The organism is Kocuria sp. KD4 (assembly GCF_011769905.1).
Classification (GTDB): domain Bacteria; phylum Actinomycetota; class Actinomycetes; order Actinomycetales; family Micrococcaceae; genus Kocuria; species Kocuria marina.
This window is the reverse complement of record NZ_CP050449.1, coordinates 2,389,113-2,415,299: the sequence shown is the minus strand read 5'-3', so window position 1 is coordinate 2,415,299 and position 26,187 is coordinate 2,389,113. Positions and strand designations below refer to the sequence as shown.

Below are 26,187 nucleotides of genomic sequence, written 5' to 3'. Positions count from 1 at the left end.
ATACCAAAACGACCTAGCATGCCGGTATGGCAACCACCGAGACCCCTGCCGGGATCGACGGACCGGCATCAGATGCGCTGTTGAAAATGGGACGTTTCTTCTCCCGCTGGGAGGAGACGCCGGACGGCCGCGCCGTCTTCCGTGAGGGTGGTCGCGCGGGTGACGCCTTCTACCGCAACCGCTGGAGCCACGACAAGGTGGTGCGCTCCACCCACGGTGTGAACTGCACGGGGTCGTGCTCGTGGAAGGTGTACGTCAAGGACGGCATCATCACGTGGGAGGCGCAGGAGACGGACTACCCCTCCGTGGGCCCGGACCGCCCCGAGTACGAGCCCCGCGGGTGCCCGCGCGGTGCGGCGTTCTCGTGGTACACCTACTCGCCCACCCGCGTGCGCTACCCGTACATCCGGGGCGTGCTGTTGCAGATGTACCGCGAGGCCAAGCAGCTCCACCACGATCCGGTGCTCGCGTGGGAGTCGATCGTCAACGACCCCGTCAAGCGTCGTGAGTTCCAGCAGGCCCGCGGTAAGGGCGGGTTGGTGCGCGCGAGCTGGCAGGAGGCCGTGGAGATGACCGCGGCCGCGCACGTGCACACCATCAAGACCTACGGCCCGGACCGGTGCACGGGGTTCTCGCCGATCCCCGCGATGTCCATGGTGTCCCACGCGGCGGGTGCGCGGTTCATCAACCTCATCGGTGGGGTCATGAACAGCTTCTACGACTGGTACGCCGATCTGCCCGTGGCCTCGCCGCAGGTCTTCGGCGACCAGACGGACGTCCCCGAGTCCGGGGACTGGTGGGATGCCACCTACCTCATGATGTGGGGTTCCAACATCCCCGTGACCCGCACCCCGGACGCGCACTGGCTCGCGGAGGTGCGCTACCGCGGGACCAAGGTGGTCTCGGTGAGCCCGGACTACGCGGACAACACCAAGTTCGCGGACGAGTGGTTGCCTGCACAGGCCGGCACGGACGCCGCGCTCGCCATGGGCATGGGTCACGTGATCCTCAAGGAGAACTTCGTGGACCGTCGCGTGCGGTTCTTCGAGGAGTACGTGCTGCAGTACACGGACCTCCCGTTCCTCATCTCGCTCGACGAGCGCTCGGACGGCACGGTGGTCCCGGACAAGTTCATCACCGCGGAGGATCTCGCGGCAGCGGGTGATCCCGCCGCCGCGGGGCAGGCCGATCCCGCGTTCAAGACCGTCCTGCTGGATCGGCACACGCACAAGGCCGTGATCCCGCAGGGCTCCATGGGCTTCCGCTACAACGACCAGGACGAGGGCAAGTGGAACCTGGACCTGGGGGACACCCTGCCCGCACTGTCGATCGCGGATTCGGCCGGGTACGACGGCGGTGTCACCCACCTCGATCTGCCCGCGTTCACCGACCCCACGGGGGCCGGTTCCACGATCCGCCGCGGCGTACCCACCACCACGGTGGCCGGGCGCACGGTGACCACGGTCTTCGACATCATGCTCGCGCAGTACGGCGTGGGTCGCGAGGGCCTACCGGGTGAGTGGTCCGCCGGCTACGACGACGCCCGGACCCCCTACACCCCCGCGTGGCAGGAGGAGGTCACGTCCGTCCCCGCGGAGGCCGTGATCCGCACGGCACGCGAGTTCGCCGCGAACGCGGAGAAGTCCCGCGGACGCTCCATGATCATCCTGGGCGCGGGCATCTGCCAGTGGTACCACGGTGACACCACGTACCGGGCCATCCTGGCCATGCTCATGCTGTGCGGGTGCCAGGGACGCAACGGCGGCGGGTGGGCCCACTACGTGGGTCAGGAGAAGGCCCGCCCCATCACCGGGTGGGCGGCCATGGCGTCCGCGAACGACTGGATGCGTCCCCCGCGGTTCATGATCGGCACCGCGTTCTGGTACATGCACACGGACCAGTGGCGCTCGGACGGGTACTCCTCCGACTCCCTGCAGTCGCCGCTCGCGGAGGGTCACCTGCGAGGCATGCACACCGCGGACGTCGTGGCCCAGTCCACGCGGCTCGGGTGGATGCCGTTCTACCCGCAGTTCCACGAGAACTCGCTGGACGTCGCGGACGCGGCGATCGCGGGTGTGGAACGCGGCGAAGCGGCGTCGGAACCCGAATGGATCGCGGCCAAGCTCAAGAACGGCGAGCTGAACTTCGCGGTCGAGGACCCGGACGCCCCCGAGAACTGGCCGCGCACCCTCGTGCTGTGGCGCTCCAACCTGTTCGGTTCCTCTGCGAAGGGCGAGGAGTACTTCCTCAAACACCTGCTCGGGACCAGCAATAGCGTGCAGGGGCAGGACCACGCGGAGTCCACGCCGCACGACGTGCGCTGGCGCGACGAAGCACCCGAGGGGAAGCTCGACCTGTTGGTTTCCGCGGACTTCCGCATGACGTCCTCCACGCTGCTGAGCGACGTCGTCTTCCCCGCGGCCACGTGGTATGAGAAGTTCGACCTCTCCTCCACGGACATGCACCCCTACGTGCACGCGTTCACCCCGGCGATCACCCCGCCGTGGGAGGCCAAGACGGACTGGAAGCTGTTCCAGTTGCTCGCGGACGAGGTCGGCAGGCTCTCGGCCGGGCACCTGGACACCCGCAAGGACGTGGTGGCCACCGCGCTGCAGCACGACACCCCGGGGGAGATCGCCCAACCCGGCGGACGCGTGCCCGAGTGGAAGGGCACGGACGTTCCCGCCGTGCCGGGCAAGAACTTGCCCCAGCTGAAGCTCGTGGAGCGTGACTACACGGCCATCGGGGACAAGTTCGTGGCGCTCGGCCCGCTCGCGGACAAGCTCGGGCTGACCACCAAGAACGTCACGTTCGACGTCACCGGGGTCGTGGACCGGCTGGGCCGTCAGCACGGCGTGTTCGACTCCGGCCCGGCCGAAGGCCGCCCCGCGTTGGACTCGGACGCCCGGATGGCAGAGGCCATCCTGAGCCTGTCCGGGACCACCAACGGTGCGCTCGCGACCCAGGGCTTCGAGACCCTCGAGAAGCGCGTGGGCAAACCGCTCGCGGACCTCTCCCGGGGCTCGGAGGAGAAGGTGATCACCTTCACGGAGACCCAGCAGGCCCCCGTGCCCGTGATCACGTCCCCCGAGTGGTCCGGTTCCGAGACCGGTGGCCGCAGGTACGCGCCGTTCACGGTGAACATCGAACGCCTCAAGCCGTTCCACACCCTGACCGGGCGCATGCACTTCTTCCTGGACCACGACTGGCTCAAGGACATGGGGGAGATGCTGCCCATCTACCGGCCCCCGCTGGACATGCACCGGCTCTTCGGTGAACCACAGCTCGGGGAGAAGGGCGAACTGTCGATCGCGGTGCGCTACCTGACCCCGCACAACAAGTGGTCCATCCACTCCGAGTACCAGGACAACCTGTTCATGTTGTCCCTCTCCCGCGGTGGCACCACCGTGTGGATGGCCCCACAGGACGCCCGCGCGATCGAGGTCAAGGACAACGACTGGGTCGAGTGCGTCAACACCAACGGCGTGTTCGTGGGCCGCGCGGTGGTCTCCCACCGCATGCCGGAGGGCGTGGTGTACGTCCACCACGCACAGGAGCGCACGATCGACGTCCCCAAGTCCGAGACCACGGGCAAGCGCGGCGGGATCCACAACTCCGTCACGCGCATCCTGGTCAAACCCACCCACATGATCGGTGGCTACGCCCACCTGTCCTGGGCCTTCAACTACATGGGGCCCACCGGAAACCAACGGGACATCGTGTCCGTGGTCCGCAAGCGTTCCCAGGAGGTTGAGTACTGATGCGTGTGATGTCCCAAGTTGCCATGGTGATGACCCTGGACAAGTGCATCGGTTGTCACACCTGTTCGGTCACGTGCAAGCAGGCGTGGACCAACCGGGCGGGCACCGAGTACGTGTGGTTCAACAACGTGGAGACCCGCCCCGGTCAGGGCTACCCGCGCCGCTACGAGGACCAGGAGCGGTGGAAGGGCGGCTGGGAACTGAACCGGCGCGGCAACCTCAAGCTCAAGTCCGGTGGCCGGCTCAAGAAGCTCGCGCAGTTGTTCGCGTCCCCGGTGCAGCCGGAACTCGCGGACTACTACGAGCCGTGGACCTATGACTACGAGAACCTGGTCAACGCCCCCGCGAGTGATGACTTCCCCGTGGCCCGGCCCAAGTCCCTCATCACGGGTGAGGACACCAAGATCGAGTGGTCCGCCAACTGGGACGACGATCTCGGTGGCGCCACCGAGATGGGTCACCTGGACCCCGTGGTGCAGAAGCTGCGGGACGAGGCGAACGACCGGATCAAGTTCGAGTTCGAACAGACGTTCATGTTCTACCTGCCGCGGTTGTGCGAGCACTGCCTCAACCCGTCCTGCATGGCCTCGTGCCCGTCCGGCGCCATCTACAAACGGTCCGAGGACGGGATCGTGCTCGTGGACCAGGACCGGTGCCGCGGGTGGCGCCAGTGCGTGACCGGGTGCCCGTACAAGAAGATCTACTACAACCACAAGTCCGGCAAGGCCGAGAAGTGCACGTTCTGCTACCCCCGCATCGAGGTGGGCATCCCCACGGTGTGCGCGGAGACGTGCGTAGGGCGCATGCGCTACATCGGCATCTTCCTGTACGACGCCGACAAGGTCACCCAGGCGGCCGCGACGCCCAACGAGCAGGACCTCTACGAGGCCCAATTGGACCTCATGTTGGACCCCAGCGACCCCGAGGTGATCGACGCCGCTCGCCGGGACGGGATTCCCGAGGACTGGCTCGAGGCGGCCCGCAAGTCGCCTGTGTACGCACTCGCCAAGACCCTGCGCGTGGCCCTGCCGCTGCACCCCGAGTACCGCACCATGCCCATGGTCTGGTACGTCCCGCCGCTGTCGCCCATCGTGGACCTGCTCAAGGAACAGGGCCACGACGGCGAGGACCCGGACAACCTGTTCGGCGCCATCGAGTCCCTGCGGATCCCGGTGGAGTACCTCGCGGAACTGTTCACCGCGGGGGACACCGAGCTGGTCACCCACGTGCTGCGCAAGCTCGCCGCGATGCGCGCCTACATGCGCAACGTCACGCTCGGGGACGAACCGGACGAGTCGATCGCCCAGGCCGTGGGGATGACGGGTTCCGAGATCCGCCAGATGTACCGGCTCATGGCGATCGCCAAGTACGACGAGCGCTACGTGATCCCCGCCGCCCACGTGGAGGACGCCCACAACCTCGAGGAGATCGGGTGTTCCCTGGACGTGGACGGCGGCCCGGGCATGGGCCAGACCGGCGTGTTCGGTGAGGCCTCCGGCCGACCCATGCCGGTCGCCGTCGAGAACTTCGCAGCCTTGCGGGCACGGCAGACGGGCGAGGACCCCACGGGCAACGACCAGTTAGCCGGTCGCGTGAACCTGCTCAACTGGGACGGCAACGGGACCCCCGCGGGACTGTTCCCGGCGCAACCGGAGCGAGATGCGGCGTCGCTCGCGGCGACCTCCGACAACCCGGGTTCGCGACCGGACCAGGGCACCGCCGGGGCGAGCGGGGGCCGGTGATGGGGCTGCTGTCGAGCCTTCTGGGCAGGGCCGGGAAGGGGACCGTGGAGGTGCCCGGGTACCGGGACCGCAACCCGCAGCGTTCCGCGGTGATCCGCCAATCGGCGGCCCTGCTGCTGAGCTACCCGCGCCCCGAGGTGATCGAGCAGCTGCCCCTCGTGGAACGGGCGCTGACCGAGGTGGGCGTGGACCCCGTGCAGGTGGCACCCCTGATCCGGTGGCTGCGGGAATCGGACCTGCGGGAGATCCAGGGCGACTACGTCCAGGAGTTCGACCTGTCCCGGCGCCACAGCCTGCACCTGACCTATTGGACGGACGGTGACACGCGCCGTCGCGGTGAGGCCCTGTCCGCGTTCAAACAGGTCTACCGCGCGCACGGGTGCGAGTTCGGGGATGAGGAACTGCCGGACCACTTGCCCGTGGTGCTCGAATTCGCCGCGCGGGTCTCCGGCGAGGACGGTTTCGAGCTGTTGCAGCGCTACCGCCCGTCCCTGGAGCTGTTGCGCCTGGCGTTGATCCGGGACGACCTGCCCCAGGCGTGCGCCGTGGAACTCGTGTGCTCCACGCTTCCCGGGCCGTCGCCCGAGGACGAGTCAGCCGTGGCCCGGATGGCCGGTTATGGACCGCCCACCGAGGCCGTGGGCCTGGACGCCTACGACCCCCGCCTGCTGCCCATGACCGGAGGAAACCAGTGAACGTGATCGACACCCTCTTGTGGGGGATCCTGCCGTACGTGGTCATGCTGACCCTCGTGGGGGGGCTGATCTGGCGGTACAAGTACGACCAGTTCGGGTGGACCACGCGCTCGTCCCAGCTCTACGAGTCCCGGTTGCTGCGCATTGCCTCGCCGCTGTTCCACTTCGGCATCCTGGCCGTGCTCGTGGGGCACATCATGGGGCTCGTGATCCCCAAGTCGTGGACGGAGGCGGCGGGTCTGTCCCAGCACGCCTACCACTTCCTGGCGTTGTCCATCGGTTCGGTCGCCGGTGTGGGCACGCTCGTGGGCATCGTGATGCTCATCGTGCGCCGCCGCCGGACCGGGCCCGTGTTCATGGCCACCACGGCCAACGACAAGTTCATGTACGTGATGCTGCTCGGCGCGATCCTGGCCGGTCTGGCCACCACGGTGCTGTCCGTGTTCGACCCGGCCACCGTGGACTACCGCGAAACGGTGTCGCCGTGGTTCCGGTCCCTGTGGATCCTGCAACCGGACGTGGGGGCCATGGCTGCCGCCTCCACGAGCTTCCACGTGCACGTGCTGTGGGGCATGGCCCTGTTCGCGGTGTGGCCGTTCACCCGCCTGGTCCACGCCTTCACGGCGCCGCTGCACTACCTCTTCCGCCCGTACATCGTCTACCGCTCGCGGGGTAACGCCCCGCGTGCCGGTTCCGTGAACTACCGCCGCGGTTGGGAGCCCATCGGCACCCAGGACCGCGCCAGTTCACGACGCCGCACGCGGCCCCCGCGCGAACGCTCCGGTTCCACGCGCGTCAAATAACCCGGCCCCTTCCCCGCCCCACCCCTGAGGAGAGTCATGTCCGCCGTCCCCGCCGCTGAGGCCGCACCGAACCTGAAACAGGGCCAGTTCAGGAACCTCATCCTGGCCACGTTGGCGTCCACCGTGGGTTTCTGGGCGTGGACCATCGTGGGGCCCCTGTCCAAGCGCTACGCGAACGACATGCACCTGAGTCCCGGGCAGACCGCGATCCTCGTGGCCATGCCGATCTTCGTGGGCTCGATCGCCCGGGTTCCCGTGGGTGCGCTCACCGACAAGTTTGGCGGGCGGCTCATGTTCACCGTGATCCTGGGGATCACCGCACCGCTCGTGCTGCTCACGGGTGTGGTGGGTCAGCTCAACACCTTCCCGCTGCTGGTGGTCGTGGCGTTCTTCCTGGGGATCGCGGGCACCGTGTTCGCGATCGGTATCCCGTTCTGTTCCGCGTGGTACGAGTCCCACCGCAAGGGCTTCGCCACGGGCGTGTTCGGTGCGGGCATGGTGGGTACCGCGGTCTCCGCGTTCTTCACCCCGCGCCTGGTCGCCGCGACCGGGTACTTCATGACCCACGTGATCGTGGCCGTCATCGTGGCCGTGAGCGCCCTGCTGTGCTGGTTGCTGCTGCGCGACTCGCCCGCCCGCGCCGGGGTCGTGGCGGAACCGGCCATGCCCAAGCTCAAGGCCGCGTTCAAGCTCAAGGTCACCTGGCAGCTGTGCTTCCTCTACGCGGTGGTCTTCGGTGCGTTCGTGGCCTTCTCCAACTACCTGCCCACGTACCTGGCCAACGTGTACTCGTACGATCCCACCGCGGCCGGCACGCGCACCGCGGGCTTTGCGCTCGCCGCCGTGATCGCACGCCCCGTGGGCGGTACCCTCGCGGACCGCTTCGGTCCCAAGATCATCACCCTGCTCTCGTTCGGCGGCACGATCGTGCTCGCGATGCTCGTGGCCCTCCAGCCCAGCGGTGAACACGTCTACGGTCCGCTGTTCCTGCTCATGGCCCTGTTCCTGGGCCTCGGCACCGGCGGTGTGTTCGGCTGGGTGGGTCGGGCGACCCCCGCCAAGAACGTGGGCACCGTGGGCGGGATCATCGCCGCGGCCGGCGGTCTGGGCGGCTACTTCCCGCCCTTGGTCATGGGTGCCACCTACGACCCCGAGAGCAACTCCTACTTCGTGGGGCTCACCCTGCTCGCTGTGTTCTGCCTTGCCGCGTTCCTGCTGGCACTGGTGGTCCGGCACGGGGGGCGCAAGGCCGAGAAGTGAGGTTGGCGGCGTCGTCGTCCGAGGCATGGACGACGACGCCGCTGTCACCCCTCCGAACGGGCGCGCAGCGCGTGCTGCACGAGCGCCATGCACTCCTCGGGGGAGTAGTGCAGCTGCCCGGCCACCTCGTCGAGGTACCGGGCGGCGGCGCGTGCCGCGGCGGCGTCGCGGTCGTCCCGGCCCTGCGCGATGAACGTGCCCTTGCGCCCGCGTGTCTCGATCACGCCGTGGGTCTCCATCTCCCGGTAGGCCTTGGCCACGGTGCCCGCGGACAGCCCCAGCTCGGACGCGAGCGCGCGCACCGGTGGGATGCGGTCACCCACCATGAGTTCCCCGGAGGAGACGTCCCGCAGGACGCATTCCACGAGCTGTTCGTACACCGGTGTGGAAGCGGCGGGATCCACCGTGAACATGCCTTGTCCCCTTCGATCGACTCCCCTCATGGTAGGTGGCCTACCGCTGAAAAGGTGGGGTGGGTGTCCGCCCCGACACGTAGGCTGATGGGGTGTCCGAGCACCCAGAACTTCCCGTCCCCGCCGCGGCTCCGGCCGATCCCCGGGCCGTGCAACGCTTCGTCGATCACGCCCTGGGCCGGGCGCGCGTACTCGGACGCGACCTGCCCGCCCCGGGTGAGGGCGCCACGCGTGAACTGTGGCGCGAGCTGAGCGCACTGGGTCGGATGGACCTCGCCTACGCGAGGATCATCGAACCCCACCTGGATGCCTTGGCCATCCTGCGCCAGGCGGGCCGCACCGACCTGATCACCGACCGCGACACGTGGGGCGTGTGGGCCGCGGAGGGGTCGGGCGAGCCGTTGCTGGCCACGCCGTCGTCCGCTGCGCACTCGGCCGATGATGACGCCGCCGACGGTCCGCACTGGACCCTGACCGGGACCAAGCCCTGGTGCTCGCTCGCGGGTTCCGTCTCACGCGCCGTCGTGACCGCGCACGTCACCGACGAGGTCGGGGAACCCACGGGACACCGTCGGGCGTTCGTCGTGGCCACGGACCACCCGGGATTCCGGCCCGAAGCCGCCGCGGGGTGGACGTCCCGCGGTCTCGCCGAGGTCGTCACGGTACCCGTCCGTTTCGAGGGCGTTCCGGCGCAACCGCTCGGCGCGGACGAGTGGTACCTGACCCGCCCGGGCTTCGCGTGGGGCGGGATGGGCGTGGCGGCCGTGTGGCTCGGCGGCGCACAGTCCGTCGCGGATCTGCTGTGGTGCAAACTCGTGCGCCCCGCACGCCCCGTCGACGACGCCGCTCGCACCGCCCTCGGGCAGCTCGACCTCACGCTCGGCGCGGCTCAGGCCGTCCTGGACCGTGCGGCCGCGGCGGTGGACCGCGGCGAGGCCACGGGTGAGCACGGCGCCGCATGGGCGTTGCGCGTGCGCCGCACGGTGGCCGACGCCGCCGACACCGTGATCCGCGTGGTCTCCCGCGCCACCGGGCCCGGTCCGCTCACGGGGGACCCCGCACACGTGCGGCGGGTCGAGTCCCTGCAGGTCTACATCCGCCAGGACCACGCCGAGCGGGACACCGCCGCCCTCGGACGCACCCTGCTGGAGCTGGTCCAGGATGGGTCGGAGGAGACCCCGTGGTGAGCTTCGACCACCGTGATCCGGGCACGCCCGAGGCCGACTGGGCCCGCTGCGGCGCTCTGCACCGCGCCCCCGAGGTGGACCTGACCGGCGTGGACCGGGTCGTCGTGTTCGCGGCCCACCCGGACGACGAGACCCTGGGGGCCGGCGGCACCGTGCGCCGGCTCGCGGACGCGGGAGCGGATGTGCGGGTGGTCGTGGCGACCCTGGGGGAGAACTCCCACCCGGATTCACCGACCCACACGCCCGAACGATTGGCCGCATTGCGCCACGAAGAGCTCGCCGCCGCGGTGCACACCCTGACCAGCACGGACACCCCGCCGGAGTACCTCGCCCTGACCGACGGCGGCCTGTCCGAGGATGAACTGTCCGAGCCGGTGGCCCGTCATCTCGAATGGCTCGAGCAGGGGGAGCAGCCGTTGGTGATCGTCACGTGGGAGGAGGACGGGCACACCGACCACGAGGTTCTGGCCCGCACGGTCGTCGCGGCCGCCGGGGCGTGGGGGGTGCGCTGCCTGCAGTACCCCGTGTGGTTCTGGCACTGGGGTTCCCCCACGCGCCTGCCGCGCGGGCTCGTGCGGGTCCCACTGGACGACGCCGCTCGCACCGCCAAGCGCTCCGCCCTGGCCCACCACGTGACCCAGGTGCAGCCGCTGTCCGACCGGCGGGGGGACGAGGTGCTCCTAGGCCCCCACGTGCTCGAACACTTCGATCGCTCGGTCGAGTTTTTCGTGCTCGGCACGCCCGATCAGCGGACCGTGTTCGACCGTGTGCACACCGCGAGCGCGGACCCCTGGGCCGTGGACACCTCGTGGTACGAGCGGCGCAAGCGGGACGTGCTACTCGCGTGCCTGCCGCGGGAGCATTACGGCAGCGTCCTGGATCTGGGGTGCTCCACGGGCGCCCTCACGGTGGAACTGGCCCGGCGCGCGCGTTCCGTGACCGCGGTGGACGCAAGCGACGTCGCCCTGAGCGCCGCCCGCACCCGGCTCGAACGGAAGGGCGTGCCGAACGTGGAACTCGTCAGCGCCGTGCTGCCGCGCGACTGGGACGAGGACTGGTCCCCGCGAGAGCTGATCGTGGTGAGCGAAATGGGGTACTTCTGCTCGCCCGAGCAATGGCGCGAGCTGTTGCGGCGCTGCGTGGCGGCGCTCGCGGACGGCGGGCACCTCGTGCTGTGCCACTGGCGGCACCCGATCGCGGATTGGCCGCTCGACGGCGCGGACGTCCACCGCGAGGCTCGGCGCACTCCCGGGCTGCGCGGGGTGCTGAGCCACCGCGAAACCGATTTCGTGATCGAGGTCTTCGCGCCCGTTCCCGCGGGGGACACATGATCCGCCGGATCGCCGTGATCATCCCGGCGTGCAACGAAGAGGACCGCGTGGGCCGGTGCCTCGAGTCGGTCGCCGGTGCGATCGCGGGGCTGGGTCATGATCCGTCGTTCGCACGGTCCGAGTGGGCGTCCGCCGACGACGTCGCCGGGCCCGCTCCCGGCACGTCCCGAATCGATGCCATGCGGGCCTTGCGGGGGGCGCCGCGCGGTGTGGGGACGGGCGACGTCGAGGTCACGGTCGTGCTCGCCGCGGACGGCTGCACGGACCGGACGGTGGAGCGCGCGCGCCAGGCGTGGGCGGTGTCGAACCGGGACGGTGGCCGAGCCCGACTGGAGATCGTTTCGGGGCAATGGCACAGCGCCGGGGGAGCGCGCGCCGCGGCAGCCCGGCAGGCGCTCGCGGCGTCGGACCCGGAGTGGATCGCCTCCACGGACGCGGACACGATGGTGCCCGAGAACTGGCTGCGCTACCAGGTGCAGCGCGCGGGCGACGGTGTGGATGCGATTCTCGGGACCGTGGAACCGGACCCGGCGGAGTGCCCGCCGCACGTGTACGAGCTGTGGCAGCGCGAACACACGCTCGTAGAGAGCCACCCGCACATCCATGCGGCGAACATGGGTGTGCGCGCCTCGTTCTACGAGCACACGGGCGGTTTCCCGCCCCTGGCGTGCAGCGAGGATGAAGCCCTGCTGGCTGCACTGCACCGAGTGGGCGCACGGGTCGAGGCCACGGACCGGATCCGTGCGGTGACGTCGGGGCGGCTCGAAGGACGTGCGGAGCTCGGGTTCGCGCATCACCTGCGGACGCTCTCACTGCCGCGGGAGGAATCGGAGTGGCGTGCGCCCGCTTCGCCCATCGCAAAAACGCTTGAAGGGCCTCCCTCTCCCGTGGCTAACGTAGAAACCATCAGCATCGTCAATCAGGAGGTATGCCATGAGTGAGAAGTCCATCACCGTCAGCCGTCTCATCGACGCCCCGGCGGAGGAGATCTTCGAGATCTTGACACTGCCCGCCAAACACCCCAGCCTGGACGCCTCCGGGACCGTCATCTCTGGCACGGACCAGCGCATCCAGAACGTCGGCGACGTCTTCGTGATGAACATGCACGCCGAGATGATGGGCGGGGACTACAAGACGGAGAACCACGTCACCGGTCTGGACCCCAACAAGCTCATCGCGTGGAAGCCCTGCCCCGAGGGCACCTCCGTGGAGGACAACGGCTGGGAATGGGTGTACGAGCTGCAGCCCGAGGGCTCGGACTCCACCACCGTGACCCTCACCTACTCGTGGGAGCACGCCAACCCCAAGGTGACGAAGAAGATCAGCTTCCCGCTCTTCGGCGAGAAGGTTCTGGAGGAGTCCCTCGAGCGGCTCGCCTCCACCGTCGCCGGCTCCTGACACCCCGCGGAGCGGTGTGCCCCGCGCCAGAATGACCGTTCGCCCGCGTCCTCCCGAGGGAGGACGCGGGCGTCGTCGTGTCCGGCTGCGGTGCCGCCGCTTCCGCGTGACTCCCGCACGACGCCGCACGGAAACCTCGCGCGGGAGCGGCCCGGGCCCGGGCGCGCACCGGGCGTACCCTGGCCGAGGTCGTGCACGCATGGTACGGCCGGGCCCGGGAAGACGCAGCTGCCCGGGCAGGACAGTCGCAGCAGGAGGTGCACCCGGGTATGGGATCGTCACGCAGGGTGTGGGAGGGGTACGACAAGGGCAGTCCGGGATACAAGCGGATCCTCGTGGCTCTGTTGTGCGCCGGCGTGGCCACGTTCGCCCAGCTCTACTCCGTGCAGGGCGTGCTGCCCATCATGGCCCAGGACCTCGACATCGACGCCGCCCAGGCCGCGCTCGCCGTCTCCACCGCCACGCTGGGTCTCGCCGTGGGGGTGATCCCGTGGTCGCTCGTCTCGGACCGCTGGGGACGACGCTGCGCCATGGTCGCCGCGATCAGCTGCGCCGCCGTCCTGGGCGTGCTCATCAACGTCATGCCCACGTTCGAATCCCTCGTGGGCCTACGGTTCCTGGAGGGCGTGGCTCTGGGCGGGATTCCCGCGGTGGCTATGGCGTACCTCGCGGAAGAGGTCAATCCGCGCTACGGGGCCGTGGCAGCCGGGACCTACATCTCCGGGACGAGTCTGGGAGGGCTCTCCGGGCGCATCGTGGCCGCCCCGCTCGCGGACTTCTTCGGTTGGCGCGTGGGGACGAGCGTCGTCGCGCTGATCGCCGCCGCCGCAGCCGTGACTTTCATCCTGTTGATCCCGCGTCAGCGCGGTTTCACGCCCCAGCCCGTGCGGCTCACGGGGGAGCAGGGGATGATCGCGCACCTGTGGGTCAACCTCAAGGACGTGCGCCTGGTAACCCTCTACCTGCAGGGGTTCCTGCTCATGGGTGGTTTCGTGGCGGTGTACAACTACATCGGTTTCCACCTGGGGGATGAACCGTTCAACGTGCCCCAGAGCGTGGTGTCCCTGCTGTTCCTGGCCTATCTCTCCGGGACGTGGTCCTCCGCGCGGGCGGGAAGCCTCGCCGATCGCTTCGGCCGCCGCCCCGTGTTGATCGCCGCGGCCCTGATCATGCTGGGCGGTCTGCTGCTCACGGTCGTCCCGTGGCTGCCGGTGATCGTCGCGGGGCTGCTGGTGTTCACCGCCGGATTCTTCGCGGCGCACTCCGTGGCCAACGGATGGGTTCCCGCCATGGCCACCGAGGGGCGGGCCCAGGCGTCCTCCCTCTACACGCTCTTCTACTACGGCGGCTCCTCCGCGCTGGGGTACGCCGTCGGCATCGCGTTCACGGGCGCGGGCTGGGGCGGGGCGGCCCTGTGCATCGGTGCGTTGATCGTGATCGCGATCGTCCTGGCCGCCATCTTCCTGCCACGCCGCCCGGTGGTACCCAGCGGGAACTGAGGTGTGCCGCCGGGTAATGTACGACGGAACCCGAGCGGCGTCGTCGTGTGATACCCACCGGGTGGTGAATCGCGCGGCCCGGGGCCCTGGGCCTACGCTGGACGTAACCCGGAACACGTCCGATGGGCCCGCACGTTCCGCGGGCGAACCCCGGTCCGCCGCGGCGGTGCCAGCAAGGAGACCCAGTCATGAGCCAGATCCTCATCCGTCACCTCTTCGGGCCCGGCCCCACCAACCCGTATCCGGAAGCCACCGAGGCGCTGGCACGGCCGCTGCTGGGCCACCTCGATCCGCAGTTCCTGGAGATCATGGACAGTGCATGCGACGGTCTGCGCGCGGTGTGGGGCACCGAGAACCGCCGTACGCTTCCGCTCTCCGCGACCGGTTCGGCCGGGATGGAAGCGGCGTTCGTGAACTTCGTGAACCCCGGAGACCCCGTGGTGATCGCGGTCAACGGTCTGTTCGGGGAGCGCATGTGCGACGTCGCCTGCCGGTGCGGCGCGGACGTGATCCGCGTGGACTTCCCCTTCGGCGAAGCCGTGGACGCGGAGAAGGTCGCCGCGGCCCACCCCTCGCCCAAGATCATCGCGGCGGTGCACGCGGAGACTTCCACGGGCGTGCGCTCGGACATCGCCGCCCTGGGCCGGATCAAGGGTGACGCCCTGCTGCTCGTGGACGCCGTGACCTCGATCGGCGGCATCGAGCTCAAGGCAGACGAGTGGGGCATCGACATTGGCTACGCCGGGACCCAGAAATGCCTGGGTGTGGCTCCGGGGCTCGCGCCGTTCACGGTGTCCGAGCGCGCGTGGCAGCGCCGGGTCGAGAAGCCGCGCTCGTGGTACCTGGACCTCGGCATGCTGGGCGGTTACGTGGGGGAGGCCTCCGGTTCCAGCCGTACCTACCACCACACCGCGCCCGTGGCGATGGTCGCGTCCCTCGAGGCGGGTCTGCGCCGTGTCCTCGACGAGGGGCTCGACGCCGTTCGCGAGCGTCACGAGGCCGCCGGCCGCGCGCTGCAGGACGGTTTGGAGGCCATGGGCCTGGAACTGTTCGCGGCGCAGGGACACCGCTTGCCGGAACTGACCACGGTCAAGGTGCCAGAGGGCGTGGACTCGGCCGCGGTGCGTAGGGAACTGCTCGAGAAGTACGACATCGAGATCGGCGCCGGTGTGAAGGAGTACGTGAACACGGTGTGGCGCATCGGGCTCATGGGTCCGAATGCTGCCCCGGAGTCGGTCACACTGATCCTGGGTGCGCTGCGGGAGGTGCTGGGCCGGTAACGGGCGCTATCCGCCCTGGACAGGGGGACATCTGTGCTGCGATAAGAGGCGAAATCGGGGCTCTGGTCTGCGCGGCGGCGCAGCATAAGTGTTGTGCGCACCCGCCGACACTCTCATCCGCAGGCACCCTCGCCGGTCCGACACCACCCCCACGGACAGCGGTCCACCGCACACGGCCCCCAACGACACAATGGGCCCCGCCGGATCCGGCGGGGCCCATTGTGCATCTGTGCAAAGAGGGGATCAGATGCTCAATTGCTCCTTGATCGCACCCACGAAGGCCTCCAGGTCACCGGGGTCGCGGGAAGTGATCAAGGTCCACTCCTTGGCGGGGCACACCTTGACCTCCTGGTCCACCCAGTTGCCGCCAGCGTTGACGATATCCGTCTTCACTGACGGGTAGGACGTGAGGGTCTTTCCGTCCACCAGGCCGGTCTCCACGAGCAGCCACGGGCCGTGGCACAAGGCGGCCACTGGGCGGCCGGAGGACGCGAAGGCCTTGGCGGTCTTCTGCGCGTCCTGGTCCAAGCGCAGGGCGTCTGCGTTGAGGGTCCCGCCGGGCAGCAGCAGCAGGTCGTACTCGGACTCGTTGACGCTGGAGATGGTCTGGTCTACGGGGAAGGTCTCTCCCCGGTCCCAGTCGCCCACGAGGGACTTCACCTCGCCGGTCTCGGGGGCGGCCACCGTAACCTCCGCCCCGTCAGCCCGCAACTTCTCCAGGGGGACCTTCAATTCGTCCTGCTCCACGCCCTGGTTGGTCACCAGAACGAGAATCTTCTTGCCGGATAGTTCAGCCATTGTCGAGAATCCTTTCTCTTGGTTGGTGGTTCCACTGTGGCACCGCGGCACTTTCCCTTGCAAGGGTATCCCCGCCGGTTCCGCTGTCAGCGACACGATCACGACGCCGCCGCGCGGCGTTTGCTGCGTGCACCCAGCGTCCCCCTCACGCGAAGGGGCGCGATGCCCGGTCCAGTGCGGCGATGTCGTCCGCGCCCAGGTGCAGTGCGGGCGCCGCCACCAGCGAGGACAGCTGCGCGGCGGAGGATGCGGAAGCAATGGGTGCGGTGACGCCCTTGGCGAGCAGCCATGCGAGGGCCACGGTGGCCGGCTCGGCGCGGTGCCTGTCCGCCACGGAGACCAGTTCCTCTACAACCGCGAAACCCTCGGGGGAGACGTACTCCCGGGCCATCTGCTCGCGGGCCGCTCCTTCGAGGTCATCGGTGGTGCGGTACTTGCCCGTGAGGAAGCCGGAGGCCAGGGCGAAGTAGGGGAACACGGCAGCGTCGTACTCCCGGGCGATCGCGGCGTAGTCCCGCTCGAAATCGCGGCGGTGCACCAGGTTGTACTGCGGCTGGATGGCCGCGGGCACCGCCAAGCCGCGCTCGCGGGCCACCGTGAAGAACTCGCGCATGCGCTGCGGCGAGTAGTTGGACAGCCCTACCGCGTGCACGCGCCCGGAGTCCACGAGCTCGTGAAAGGTTTCCACTTGCTGCTCGATGGGCGTGTCCGCGTCGTCATAGTGTGCGTAGTAGAGGTCCACGTAGCCGGTCTGCAACCGGTCGAGGGACGCCTCGAGAGAAGCCACCACGGTGTCGTGGGCCAGGCCGCGAAACTGCGGGTGCGCACCGGTCTTGGTCGCGAGCACCACGGAGTCACGGTTGCCGCGCGCCGCGAACCAGCGCCCCAGAACCGTCTCGGACTCCCCGCCCTCGTGGCCCTCGGCCCACACGGAGTACATGTCGGCGGTGTCCACGAAGTTTCCGCCCGCGGCCACGAAGGTGTCCAGGACGTCGAAGGACTGCTGCTCGTCGCTCGTCCACCCGAACGTGTTCCCGCCCAGGTTCAGCCGGAAGATCTCCTGCTCGATCCCGGCGATCCGTGCGGTGGTGGGTGCGTGCTGGCTCATGGGAACCTCCTGCGGTGGTGTGGTGGCCGGTCGGGGCCTTTTCCCTGGCGACTGTAGCAAGCCGACATTACGGGGCGGGCAGTGTCAGGCGACGCCCGGCTCGGGGGCCTGCGCGACCTGGATGAGAGTGCCCCAGGGGTCCTCGAAGCGCAGCACGGCGCCGTCGTGGCGGGTGGCCACGCGGTGGTCCGTGAGGCGCTCCTCCAGCGCGGCGATGTCCTCGCCGGTGGGGAGGTCGATGTTGACCTGGCCCAGGCCCAGGGACGCGGCGCGCGGACCGGCGCCCGCGCTGTTCCACGTGTTCAAAGCGATGTGGTGGTGGTAGCCGCCGGCGGAGATGAACAGGGCGGACCCGGCGTCGCTCATCACCTCGAAGCCGAGCGTGTCCACGTAGAACTCGCGCCCGGTGGAAATGTCGCCCACCTGCAGGTGGACGTGACCCAGCGTGGAGGCCGGTGCCGTGGTCGGCTGTGGCACCTCCAGGGGCAGATTCGTGCGCAAGAACTCGTTCGGGTCCAGATAGTTGGAGGCCAGGCTGAGCAGGCCGTTCGCCTCGCGCTGCCACGTCTCACGGGGGCGGTCCGCGTAGAGCTCCACGCCGTTGCCCTCGGGATCCGTGAAATAGAACGCCTGGCTGTAGAGGTGGTCCGCGGAGCCCGTGAAGGTGCCCGGTGCGAAACGGGCCATCGAGGCCAGCGCGCGGGCCAGGGCGGCGTCGTCGTCGAAGAGCACGGCGGTGTGGAACAGGCCCGCCTGGTTCGGGCGCCAGGACGGCAGGTCCGTGACGCGGCGCAGGCGCACGACCACGCGGCCGTCGTGGCCCAGTACGGCGGTGTCCCCGGAGTGCTGCAGCACGTCCAGGGTCACGCCGGTGGAGTAGTAGGCGATCATCCCGTCCAGGTCCTTCACGAGCAGCTCCACGGCACCCATGGTGGTGCCGTCGGAGAGCAGGTCGTCCGCCGGGCGGCGGCGCAGGCTGCGGGGATCGGGGCGCTGGATGAGCAGGGACACGGGAACCACTTCCTTGTCGGGGGACGGCCCAGGAGGCCGCCGGAATACTCAACATATTACCTAAGAAATAGTTACTGCCGCAAGTATATCCGGACAAAAACATGGATGCACGTCAACAAAAAGCCACCTTGTGATGGGCCAATCATCACGTCGCCCCTCGGGCGGCCAATCGACCCTGACCACTCGGCCGAGCCCTGGTCGACGGGTCTGGGTGTGTCGAGCAGAGAGGGGGCAGACCCGTGGGAGAGTTTCTGGACCGGCGCCCCAAGCAGTTCCTCGCCGCCTGCTGGCAGCACCTGGGCCTCACGGCGCTGGCCACGGTGATCGCCCTCGTGCTCGTCCTTCCCCTGGGCCTTGCGCTGACCCGCGGCCCGCTGCGTCGATTCGGGCGTCCCGTGCTCGTGGCCGCGGGCATCGGAGAGGGGGCACCCGCCATCGGTCTGATGGTGCTGCTGGCGTGCGTCCTGGGCTTCGGGGTCTGCTCCTCGGTCGCGGGCCTCATGGCCTGTGCGGTGCTCCCGGCTCTACGGGTCTTCACGGCGGGGCGGGCACCCCCGCGGTGGGTGGTCAGCCGCCCTGCTCCTGGATGATCGCGATCTTCTGCCATACCTTCCGCGCCATGTCCGACGTGAGGGCCTCGATGCCCTCCACGGCGTCCAGCACGTCTGCGTCCGTGGTGTCCTCTGCGAACAGTGCGGCGGTCTTGCCCACGAGCGAGAGCATCTCCGTGCAGTAGTCCAGGTACTGGGTCATCTGTGCGCGCGTCAGTGCCGGTTCGTCCTCCCGCGCATCCTCGGTGTAGACCCTGGCGGCGGGCAGGCGCTCCGGGACCTTCACGAGCTGGTGCATGTCAATCACGTGGGCGAGCGAGCGCAGTCGGTGCACCACGCGCAGCACGTGGGCGCGCTCCAGGCGTTGCGGCACCGCGAGCAGGAAGAAGATGGCGATGCCCGCGAAGACGAGGTCGTTGACCACCGTCTCCAGCAGGGGTAGCCAGTCCACCGGGCCGAGGGCGTCCGGGTCCGCCCAGATGCTCAGCGCCGCCAGGGTGATGGCCGTGCCGAAGACGAGCAGCACCACCAGGACGCCCAGCCGGGACAGGGCGCGGGCGGTGCGGATCCGGCGCCGGCTGATGCCACCACCCTCGGTGACCTCGTCCACCAGGGCGATCAGCTCACCGCAGACCTCCCACAGGCTGCGCTGGGGGAAGCGGGAGAAGATCCTGCGCTGCAGGGCGGCCGCGGACGCGCGCACGGCCTGGTCGTCCAGGTGCTGGTAGCGACTCTCGGGCGGTGGCCCGTCGTCGTGGTCGTCGGGGCGGGCGGGAAGCGGGCGGGGCAAGCGCATCCCAGTAGGGTACGTGACCTGCCCGCCCCCGGTGGCCCCGGCGGAAGCGCGCACGAGCGCCAGCTGCGCCGTCAGCTGCGCTCCAGGTGCGCAGGGGTGACGTTCGCGGGGTCCAGGACCGCCGCGATCTGGGTGCCCAGCAGGAAGGCGAGCAGCGCGTCTACCCAGGAGGCGAGGTCCACGTGCCCGGCGACGTCGCGTTCGACTTGATGGTCTCGCAGGGCCTGATCACGCGGCGCCGTGGTGACGTGAGCGGGGCGGGGCCGTCCTCGCCAGGCCCGCGGCGTCGTCGTCATGACGGGACGAACAGGAGCCCGCGGTGATCCAGCGGCGTGCCCTCGCGCCGACCCGACGGGAGACGACAGGACGGCAGCCACCCGGAGGTGGCTGCCGCTGTCACCGTGCGACCAGGAGGTCACTGCCCGCGCGGAGTATGAGGGACGCGTCTCGGTTCAGGAGGCGTCGGAGAGAAGCGTGTAGGGCAGGTGGTACTCGGTGACGAAGCGCTGGAGCTCCTGGGGGTCGTCCCCGGAGACGCCGTAGACGTCGTAGCCCTGGCCCTTCAAGGCGGCCAGGTTGTCCCGGAAGTCGCATGCCTCGGTGGTGCACCCCGGCGTGAAGGCCTTGGGGTAGAAGTACACCACGGTGCCGCTGTGGGTGGCGTCGGCAAGGTCCACGATGCTGCCGTCGTGGGCGGTCAGTCGCAGCGCGGGGGCGGGGTCTCCGGTGGAGAGTTCGCGTGACATGTGGGCTCCTCGTGGGTCGGGGACGGGCTGCGGCGCTGAGGTTCGGCGTGGTTCAGCGCGCGAAGATGCGAGATATGAAATCTCCTGTAATCCACATCACGCGTCAAGGGGTGGACGGCAAATTTCTCGGGACATGACAACGGTGTGGTGTGCCTGCGATGTCCTGCGGGATCCGGGGTCCGAGGGTCCGGGTTCGGGGGCGGGCTCGGCGTGGTGCAGGGGCGGCAATCACCGTGTGGCCAGCGTTCCCGAAGGGTTGATACGTCTGGGTGGCCCCCGCCTCAGCGTCCCCGCACGTACCCCAGCTGCTTGTCGACGACGTTCTTCCACTCCTCGCCGCGCAGCCAGCGGATCACGTTGGCCTCGAACTGTTCCGCCAGGGTGTCCCGCCAGCCAATAACGTCCCCGCTCATGTGGGCGGAGACGTGCACGGTGGGCATCCTCCAGAACGGGTGGTCTCGGGGGAGGGGTTCCTGGTCGAACACGTCTAGGGACGCCGCCGCGATGCGTTCGTCGCGCAGGGCGTCCAGTAGTGCGGGTTCGTCCACGACGGCTCCACGGCCCACGTTGATCACGTGCGCCGTGGGTTTCATGCGCTCAAGGACCGCGGCGTCCAGGAGTCCTCGTGTCTCATCCGTCAGTGGCGTGATGAGCACGAGGTGGTCCACATCGGCCACGTGCTCGGCGAGCCGGCTGCTGTCGACCACCGAGCCGAAGTCCTCGTCGTGCTCGCGGGCGGTGCGTCCGGCCCCCGTGACCCGCAGGCCGACGGCCCGCAGGAGCCTGGCCGTGGCCCTGCCGATCCCACCCGTACCGACCACGAGGGCGTGTTGATCGCCGGTCTGCTGCAGCTCGCGGTGCTGCCACGTCCGCTCGTTCTGCAGCTGCTTGCTGCGGTGCAGCTGCTTGTTGTGGGCCAGGACGGACGCGAGCACGAATTCCGCGATCGGTACGTCGAAGGCGCCGCGCGCGTTCGTCACGGTGATGTCCGAGGCGCGCAACTCGTCGAACAACAGCGAGTCCACGCCAGCGGCGGCCACGTGGATCCATTCGAGGTCGGTCGCGCCGGACCACGCGTCCCGCAGTGCCGACGAGAAGAAGTCCCACACCAGCAACGCCCGGGCCCCGGGGAGTGCGGATTCGAGATCCTCCGCGTGTGTGTAGACCACCTCCACCATGTCCTCGATCCGTGCGGCATTGGGTAGGGGAGGCGCGTCGGGGGAGGTGAGGACCACGAGGCGGGGGCGGCGTCGTGCACTGTGCGCCGCGGCGTCGTCGTCACCGGACCCTCGGTGATCGCGAGCCGGACGACCGGCCTCGGCGCGGGGTGCATCGGGGAATGCGTGCATGTCGTGGGAGGGTTGGGCGGGTGGCCGTTGCTGCGTCATCATCGCACCCTAGGCCAATCCGCCGATTGTTGACAATCATTCGATCCGGCTCGGACAATGTGACGCATGGCATCCCTGAGCCCTCTTCTCAAGCAGGCAACTCCCGTCGTGGTCGATCACGCGTCCGGGAGTTGGATCCACGGCACCGACGGGCGGGAGTACCTGGACTTCACCACGGGCATCGGCGTGACCAGCACCGGTCACTGCCACCCCCGGGTGGTGGAGGCCGCGCGCGAACAAGTGGGCAAGGTGATCCACGCGCAGTACACCACCGTGATGCACCCGCCGCTGCTCGAGTTCACCGAGCGCCTGGGGGAGGTGCTGCCCGCGGGGTTGGACTCTCTTTTCTTCGCCAACTCGGGGTCGGAAGCGGTGGAGGCCGGCATCCGCTTGGCACGCATGGCCACCGGTCGTCCCAACATTGTGGTGTTCCAGGGTGGGTTCCACGGCCGCACGGTGGCGGCGGCCTCCCTGACGACCGCCGGGACCAAGTTCTCCGCCGGTTTCTCGCCGCTCATGGCCGGCGTGCACATGTCCGCGTTCCCCTATGCCTACCGCTACGGCTGGGACATGGACACCGCCGTGGACTTCGCGTTGCAGGAACTCGACTACCTGCTGATGACACGTACCGCGCCCCAGGACACCGCGGCGTTCCTCATCGAACCCGCACTGGGGGACGGCGGCTATATCCCCACGCCCCCGCGGTTCCTCGAGGGACTGCGGGAACGGGCGGACCGCCACGGCATCCTCCTGATCTTCGACGAGGTGCAGGCCGGCGTGGGCCGCACCGGCAAGTACTGGGGGCACCAGCACTCCACCGCCTCCCCGGACATCCAGATCATGGCCAAGGGCATCGCCTCCGGCTTCCCTATCTCCGTGATCGCGGCCTCCACCGAGCTCATGTCCCAGGGGTGGCCCGGTTCCCAGGGCGGGACCTACGGCGGTAACGCGGTCTCCGCCGCGGCGGGTGTGGCCACCCTGCGGGTCGTGGAGGAGGAGGGCCTGGTCGAGAACTCCCGGGTGCGCGGTGAGCAGCTCCGAGCCGGGCTGGAGGAGATCAAGACCCGCTACCCGGTCATCGGGGACGTGCGCGGCTTGGGGCTGATGCAGGGCATCGAGTTCACCGCCGAGGACGGGTCACCGGACGCCGCCACCGCCGCGGCGGTCCAGCAGGCCACGGTGGACCAGGACCTCCTCACCCTCACGTGCGGTCCCGCGGGCAACGTGGTCCGGTTGATCCCCGCGCTCGTGGTCACCGAACGCGAGATCGAGCAGGGTCTCGAGCGGTTCGACGCCGCTCTGGCCGCCGTCACGTCGCCGTCCGGCGCGACCACCGGGGACCGAGGGAGCCGATGACGGCCGCGCCGGTCACCGAGCACGCCGTGATCTCCCGGTTGCGCGGCTCGGGTGTGGAGGTGGACGCGTCCGAGCGCCGCACCTCCGAGTACGCCTACGACGCCTCGAATTACCGCGTGCGTCCGCTGGCCGCGGTGTTCCCGCGCACCGTGGACGACGTCGTGGCCACGGTGCGCGCGTGCGCGGACACCCGCACCCCCGTGGTCAGTCGGGGCGGCGGGACGTCCATGGCGGGCAATGCGGTGGGCAGCGGCGTCGTCGTCGACTTCTCGCGGCACATGAACCGCATCCTGGAGATCGACCCGGGCGCGGGAACGGCCGCCGTGGAACCCGGTGTGGTCCTTGCGACCCTCACCCGCGAGGTCGAGGCCGCGACCGGTCAGCGGCTCACCTTCGCGCCGGACCCCTCGTCCAAGAACCGCGCCACGGTGGGCGGGGCCATCGGCAACGACGCGTGTGGCAACCACTCCGTGCGGTACGGGCGCACGAGCGATCACACGGTCGAGATCGACGTCGTGACCGCGGACGGCGCCCGGCTCACTGCCACCGCGACCGGACTGCGCGCCACGGACCCCGACGACCGCGCCTCGGTGCTGCGGGCGAGCGAGCTGAGCGGCGAGCTGCGTGCGCTGGCCCGCGAGCACCTCGCGGCGTTCCGGCTCGAGCTCGGCCGGATCCCGCGCCAGGTGTCCGGGTACCACCTGCAGAACCTGCTCCCCGAGAAGGGCTTCGACATGGCCCGCGCCCTGGTGGGGTCCGAGGGAACGTGCGCGTTGATCGTGGGCGCGCGCATGCGGCTCGTTCCCAAGCCCACGAGCGCGCTGCTGGTCTGCCTGGGGTACGACACCGTGGTCGACGCCGCTCGTGACGTGACCACGATCCTCGAGTTCTCACCCGCAGCGGTGGAGGGTACGGACAAGGCCATCGTGGAGACCATGCGGTGGCGGCGCGGACCGGATTCCGTGACGGGACTGCCGGATGGCAATGCGTGGTTGTTCGTGGACCTGGACGGTGACACGCGCGAAGCCGTGGCCAGGCAGGCGGACGAGTTGCTCGCACGACTCGGTGGGAACGGCCGCCTGGTGGAGGGGATCGCCGTCGCGGATCCCGAGGGACGTGCGAACCTGTGGCGGGTCCGCGAGGACGGCGCGGGGCTCTCGTCGCGGCTGGCCACGGGAGGTGAGTCCTGGCCGGGGTGGGAGGACTCCGCGGTGGCCCCCGAGAACCTGGCCGCCTACCTCGCCGAGCTGCGCACGCTGATGGGCGAGTACGACCTGGACGGTGTGATGTACGGGCACTTCGGCGCCGGGTGCATGCACATCCGCATCACGTTCGACCTGCGCACCGAACGCGGCCGCGAGGTGTACCGCGAGTTCACCCGGGACGCCGCCCGCCTGGTGGTGCGCCACGGCGGCTCGCTGTCCGGGGAACACGGGGACGGCCGGGCCCGCTCCGCGCTGCTGCCCCTCATGTATTCGCCCGAGGTGCTCGAGGCCTTCGCCGCGTTCCGGCGCGCATGGGATCCCGAGGGGCTGTTGAACCCGGGCTCGATCGTGGATCCGGCACCGATCGACGCTCACCTGGCGTTGGAGGGTGTCCCGGACCGGCAGTGGCGCACGAGCTTCGACCTGCAACCGGTCGGCGCCGCGGAGACCGCCCGCGAATCGGGGCGGGACGCCCAGCCCGACCCCTGGGTGCACGCCGTCCAGGGGTGCATCGGTGTGGGGCGGTGCCGCGCGGACAGCGGTGGCGTGATGTGCCCCAGTTTCCGGGCCACGCGGGACGAGAAGGACTCCACGCGCGGGCGCGCCCGGGTGCTGCAGGACATGGTCCGCGGCGCCGCGACCGTGGCCGAGGGTTGGCGGTCCCACGACGCGCGCGAGGCCCTGGACCTGTGCCTCTCGTGCAAGGCGTGCGCCACGGACTGCCCCGCGGGGGTGGACATGGCCACTTACAAGTCCGAGTTCTTCGACCACTACTACGCGCGCCGGCTCCGACCGCGCTCCCACTACTCCCTGGGCTGGCTGCCGCGGTGGCTCGGGATCGCGGGGCGGATCGCGCCGCTCGTCAATGCGATCCTGGCCACGCCGCTGCGCGGACTCGCCGCACGGCTCGGCGGCCTCACCCCGCACCGTGCCCTGCCGCGATTCGCCCGTTCCGGGCAGTGGCGCCGGGAGGTCGACGACACCGCTCGGCCCGCTTTGCGCACCGGTGTCCCCTCCCAGCGCCCCGGTGTTCTGGCTCCCGCCGGGGCCCACGTCGCGGACGCGCCCGGTGGGCAGGACGTCGTGTTGTTCGTGGACACGTTCACCCGCGGTTTCCGGCCCGAGGTGGCCGGAGCCGCCGCGCGCGTCCTCGCCGGGGCGGGGGACGCGGTGGAGTGCTCGGCGGACGTGTGCTGCGGGCTGACCTGGATCTCCACGGGACAGCTGCGCACCGCCAAGAAGCTACTGACCCGTGCCGCGGCCGCGCTGGACGACGGGTCCGAGCGCCCCATCGTCGTCGTGGAACCCAGCTGTGCCGCGGCACTGCGCAAGGACCTGCCCGAACTCGTCCCCACGGAACAGGCGCGGCGGGTGGCACGGCGGGTCACGAGTTTCGCCGCCTACGTCGCGTCGTGGGCGGGTGAGCGGCACATGGCCCCACCGGCCGCGCCGGTACCGGGGCGCGCCGTGGTCCAGACCCACTGCCACGAGTACTCCGTGTTCGGCCCCGCGACCCAGCGCAGGGCCCTGGCCGTCGCGGGAGTGGCCGAGGTGAGCGAGGCGAACGGGTGCTGCGGCGTCGCGGGCAACTTCGGTTTCGAGGTCGAGCACTACGACGTCAGCATGCTCGTGGCGGAGACGTCCCTGGCGCCGGCACTGCGCGCGGCCGCACCGGACACCGCCGTTCTCACGGACGGGTTCTCTTGCGCGATGCAGGTGGGCCACGTGGATCCCGGCGCTCGCGGCCTGCACATCGCACAGATTCTGGACCCCGGACCCGCAGCGACCGGACCCCAGCCATCGGGCACCGCGTGATCAGGCCCACCGACACCCTCCGACATGTACCCACGACCGACGAA

22 protein-coding genes are annotated in these 26,187 nt (G+C 69.7%); 14 read left to right on the top strand and 8 right to left on the bottom strand.

All coding sequences use genetic code 11. From position 1 onward, the window contains the following. Window positions 1–26: 26 nt before the first annotated feature. The 5 genes from HBK84_RS10765 to HBK84_RS10745 are packed head-to-tail and all read left to right on the top strand — an operon-like array spanning window position 27 to window position 8,261. A complete protein-coding gene (locus HBK84_RS10765) occupies window positions 27–3,761 on the top strand; it encodes a nitrate reductase subunit alpha (RefSeq protein WP_167318875.1) in 3,735 nt (1,244 codons plus the stop codon). Beyond that, window positions 3,761–5,503: a nitrate reductase subunit beta gene (narH, locus tag HBK84_RS10760; RefSeq protein WP_131333533.1), complete on the top strand. Its 1,743-nt coding sequence runs from the start codon at window positions 3,761–3,763 to the stop codon at window positions 5,501–5,503. Before HBK84_RS10765 ends, narH begins: the two co-directional genes overlap by 1 nt. Beyond that, window positions 5,503–6,198, top strand: coding sequence for a nitrate reductase molybdenum cofactor assembly chaperone (gene narJ, locus HBK84_RS10755; RefSeq protein WP_085106510.1), 696 nt, complete (start codon window positions 5,503–5,505; stop codon window positions 6,196–6,198). Before narH ends, narJ begins: the two co-directional genes overlap by 1 nt. Further along, window positions 6,195–7,001, top strand: coding sequence for a respiratory nitrate reductase subunit gamma (narI, locus tag HBK84_RS10750; RefSeq protein WP_035964865.1), 807 nt, complete (start codon window positions 6,195–6,197; stop codon window positions 6,999–7,001). The genes narJ and narI overlap by 4 nt, the downstream gene beginning before the upstream one ends. A gap of 36 nt (window positions 7,002–7,037) precedes the next feature. Next, window positions 7,038–8,261, top strand: coding sequence for a nitrate/nitrite transporter (locus HBK84_RS10745; protein ID WP_064845564.1), 1,224 nt, complete (start codon window positions 7,038–7,040; stop codon window positions 8,259–8,261). Between the two features lie 44 nt (window positions 8,262–8,305). Here the strand turns inward: HBK84_RS10745 and HBK84_RS10740 are convergent, their stop codons facing one another. After that, window positions 8,306–8,674 (bottom strand): GntR family transcriptional regulator, encoded by a 369-nt coding sequence (locus HBK84_RS10740; protein ID WP_068468289.1) that lies wholly within the window; start codon window positions 8,672–8,674, stop codon window positions 8,306–8,308. A 92-nt stretch (window positions 8,675–8,766) separates the two neighbouring features. Between HBK84_RS10740 and HBK84_RS10735 the strand changes: the two genes are divergently transcribed. The 6 genes from HBK84_RS10735 (at window position 8,767) to HBK84_RS10710 (ending at window position 15,369) form a co-directional block, all read left to right on the top strand. Then, on the top strand, window positions 8,767–9,861 hold the full coding sequence (locus HBK84_RS10735; protein WP_240918981.1) for an acyl-CoA/acyl-ACP dehydrogenase: 1,095 nt from the start codon (window positions 8,767–8,769) through the stop codon (window positions 9,859–9,861). Continuing rightward, on the top strand, window positions 9,858–11,192 hold the full coding sequence (locus HBK84_RS10730) for a bifunctional PIG-L family deacetylase/class I SAM-dependent methyltransferase (protein WP_240918980.1): 1,335 nt from the start codon (window positions 9,858–9,860) through the stop codon (window positions 11,190–11,192). The genes HBK84_RS10735 and HBK84_RS10730 overlap by 4 nt, the downstream gene beginning before the upstream one ends. Beyond that, window positions 11,189–12,133: a glycosyltransferase family 2 protein gene (locus HBK84_RS10725; protein WP_085106508.1), complete on the top strand. Its 945-nt coding sequence runs from the start codon at window positions 11,189–11,191 to the stop codon at window positions 12,131–12,133. Before HBK84_RS10730 ends, HBK84_RS10725 begins: the two co-directional genes overlap by 4 nt. After that, entirely contained in the window at window positions 12,126–12,590 is a 465-nt protein-coding gene (locus HBK84_RS10720) for an SRPBCC domain-containing protein (RefSeq protein WP_064847396.1), read from the top strand. Before HBK84_RS10725 ends, HBK84_RS10720 begins: the two co-directional genes overlap by 8 nt. Window positions 12,591–12,859: 269 nt before the next feature. After that, complete coding sequence (locus HBK84_RS10715) at window positions 12,860–14,089, top strand: MFS transporter (RefSeq protein WP_167318873.1); 1,230 nt, start codon at window positions 12,860–12,862, stop codon at window positions 14,087–14,089. A 188-nt stretch (window positions 14,090–14,277) separates the two neighbouring features. Continuing rightward, window positions 14,278–15,369, top strand: a complete 1,092-nt coding sequence (locus HBK84_RS10710; protein WP_144998469.1) for an alanine--glyoxylate aminotransferase family protein — start codon at window positions 14,278–14,280, stop codon at window positions 15,367–15,369. Window positions 15,370–15,612: 243 nt separating this feature from the next. Here the strand turns inward: HBK84_RS10710 and HBK84_RS10705 are convergent, their stop codons facing one another. From HBK84_RS10705 to HBK84_RS10695, 3 genes are all read right to left on the bottom strand, one after another. Continuing rightward, the gene (locus tag HBK84_RS10705; protein ID WP_144998467.1) at window positions 15,613–16,167 is read right to left on the bottom strand and encodes a type 1 glutamine amidotransferase domain-containing protein; all 555 of its coding nucleotides are present in this window, start codon (window positions 16,165–16,167) and stop codon (window positions 15,613–15,615) included. A 145-nt stretch (window positions 16,168–16,312) separates the two neighbouring features. Beyond that, window positions 16,313–17,275 (bottom strand): aldo/keto reductase, encoded by a 963-nt coding sequence (locus tag HBK84_RS10700; protein WP_167318872.1) that lies wholly within the window; start codon window positions 17,273–17,275, stop codon window positions 16,313–16,315. An 84-nt stretch (window positions 17,276–17,359) separates the two neighbouring features. After that, window positions 17,360–18,295 carry a VOC family protein gene (locus HBK84_RS10695; RefSeq protein WP_206069153.1) on the bottom strand — a complete coding sequence of 312 codons (936 nt, stop codon included), beginning with the start codon at window positions 18,293–18,295 and terminating at the stop codon, window positions 17,360–17,362. Between the two features lie 230 nt (window positions 18,296–18,525). On the opposite strand from HBK84_RS10695, the gene HBK84_RS10690 reads away from it, so the two are divergent. Then, window positions 18,526–18,876 (top strand): hypothetical protein, encoded by a 351-nt coding sequence (locus HBK84_RS10690; RefSeq protein ID WP_167318871.1) that lies wholly within the window; start codon window positions 18,526–18,528, stop codon window positions 18,874–18,876. Here HBK84_RS10690 and HBK84_RS10685 read toward each other — a convergent pair. From HBK84_RS10685 to HBK84_RS10670, 4 genes are all read right to left on the bottom strand, one after another. Then, the gene (locus HBK84_RS10685; protein WP_167318870.1) at window positions 18,854–19,633 is read right to left on the bottom strand and encodes a hypothetical protein; all 780 of its coding nucleotides are present in this window, start codon (window positions 19,631–19,633) and stop codon (window positions 18,854–18,856) included. The genes HBK84_RS10690 and HBK84_RS10685 overlap by 23 nt on opposite strands. A gap of 71 nt (window positions 19,634–19,704) precedes the next feature. Continuing rightward, entirely contained in the window at window positions 19,705–19,929 is a 225-nt protein-coding gene (locus HBK84_RS10680; RefSeq protein ID WP_144998457.1) for a hypothetical protein, read from the bottom strand. 156 nt (window positions 19,930–20,085) lie between these two features. Next, entirely contained in the window at window positions 20,086–20,379 is a 294-nt protein-coding gene (locus tag HBK84_RS10675; RefSeq protein WP_167318869.1) for a peroxiredoxin, read from the bottom strand. Between the two features lie 281 nt (window positions 20,380–20,660). Beyond that, window positions 20,661–21,728, bottom strand: coding sequence for a D-2-hydroxyacid dehydrogenase (locus HBK84_RS10670; RefSeq protein ID WP_206069152.1), 1,068 nt, complete (start codon window positions 21,726–21,728; stop codon window positions 20,661–20,663). Window positions 21,729–21,833: 105 nt separating this feature from the next. Here HBK84_RS10670 and HBK84_RS10665 point away from each other — a divergent pair, with 105 nt between their 5' ends. Next, window positions 21,834–23,123, top strand: coding sequence for an aspartate aminotransferase family protein (locus HBK84_RS10665; RefSeq protein ID WP_167318868.1), 1,290 nt, complete (start codon window positions 21,834–21,836; stop codon window positions 23,121–23,123). Further along, window positions 23,120–26,143: an FAD-binding and (Fe-S)-binding domain-containing protein gene (locus HBK84_RS10660; RefSeq protein WP_167318867.1), complete on the top strand. Its 3,024-nt coding sequence runs from the start codon at window positions 23,120–23,122 to the stop codon at window positions 26,141–26,143. The genes HBK84_RS10665 and HBK84_RS10660 overlap by 4 nt, the downstream gene beginning before the upstream one ends. Window positions 26,144–26,187 lie beyond the last annotated feature (44 nt).